Below are 465 nucleotides of genomic sequence, written 5' to 3'. Positions count from 1 at the left end.
CGGCAAGGATGTTGCTTCGCCCAAGGAACTTGCCCGCCTGATCGGTGCCTATTCGCCCGGCAAGTCCGTTGACGTCACCGTGTGGCGCGACGGCAAGAGCCAGACGATCAAGGTCGATCTCGGCAAGCTGCCGGCAAGCGACAAGCAGGCTTCGAACGACCCGCAGCAGCAGCCCGCCACCGAGGCAAAGCCCGATACCCTCGCCGCGCTCGGCCTCACCGTCACCAAGGCCGAAAACGGCAAGGGGCTGGTGGTGACCGATGTCGATCCCGACAGCAATGCCTCAGACCGCGGCATCCAGGCTGGCGACATCATCAGGGCGGTCAACTCGACCGAGGTGAACGGGACTGGTGACGCCAATAAGGCGATGGCCGATGCGGTGAAGTCCGGCCGCAAGGCGGTGCTGATGCAGATCACCCGCGACGATTCGAACCGCTTCGTTGCGCTGCCCGCCGACAGGGGCTG

At 65.2% G+C, this 465-nt stretch carries 1 protein-coding gene; it reads left to right on the top strand.

Annotated features, from left to right (window positions below):
- On the top strand, positions 1 to 465 hold a 465-nt coding region (locus tag EN935_RS40010; RefSeq protein WP_127374453.1), incomplete at both ends, for a PDZ domain-containing protein.

This window comes from Mesorhizobium sp. M7D.F.Ca.US.004.03.1.1 (assembly GCF_003998635.1).
Classification (GTDB): Bacteria; Pseudomonadota; Alphaproteobacteria; order Rhizobiales; family Rhizobiaceae; genus Mesorhizobium; species Mesorhizobium loti.
The sequence above is the reverse complement of the archived record's forward strand: the minus strand, read 5'-3'. Positions and strand labels throughout refer to the sequence as shown.